A 786-nucleotide genomic window follows, 5' to 3' on the forward strand; every position below is an offset into this window, starting at 1 on the left:
CGTACTTCGGGTGTTCCCGGGAATACCACACCGGCTCATGTAGGTTATAGACCCTGCTGGGCCCAGTACCGTGAGAACGATCCAGCTGATCGCACCAACGGGCTGCCTACCTCGATGGGTATCCCCACGTGGCCACGCCACGCGTCCACGCCGACGCCGGGATTTGAACCCGGATCACGGCCGTGACAGGACCGTATGCTCGCCGGATTACACCACGTCGGCATGTCGCCCCGGCCGGAATCGAACCGGCGACCTCCGGATTCAAAGTCCGGCGTCCCTCGCCAGCGGAGACTCCGGGGCTCGACGTAGCCGCAGCTCTCGCTGCGGGGCTGTTGGCTAACGACGTCCGTACGCTCAGCGCGGACGAAGTCCGCTCGTTCCTGTATCGGAACGAACGGAAACCAATCAGCCGCGAGCCTGGCACCCCGCACTCGCATCAGGCTGTGTCCTGAGCGAGTACTGGGCACAGGCAGGCGGCAATCCCGTGTTCCCCGACCCGTGACGGGTAGTCCGTATGGGGGCCGAGTTATGCGGGTGAGAGTGTCCGGACGTCGCCGGATTGCGTCGAACTCTCGTATTCGAAGTCGACGTGGATCCGGAGGTTTGCGCCCGGACTCTTCGCACGCTGATCTTGTAGGCACTCGCCGAACACGGGACCCGCGGCTAAGCGAGAACGAGCACGCCGCGGGGTGAGGCGAGTGATGATCATCGTGTTGAACTCTCTCGGTTTGAGGGGTGTATCGGACGTCAGCCTGGAATATCATGGCAATTGTATTAAAATTAGTC

The 786-nt window shown here is 62.3% G+C and carries 2 tRNA genes; both read right to left on the reverse strand.

The features are described 5' to 3' along the window. Nucleotides 1-148: 148 nt before the first annotated feature. Nucleotides 149-222, reverse strand: a tRNA-Asp gene (locus tag DVK07_RS20035). A 3-nt stretch (nucleotides 223-225) separates the two neighbouring features. Beyond that, nucleotides 226-301 (reverse strand) — tRNA-Gln (locus DVK07_RS20040). Between the last annotated feature and the right edge of the window lie 485 nt (nucleotides 302-786).

The organism is Halorubrum sp. Atlit-26R, from assembly GCF_003666015.1.
Lineage (GTDB): Archaea > Halobacteriota > Halobacteria > Halobacteriales > Haloferacaceae > Halorubrum.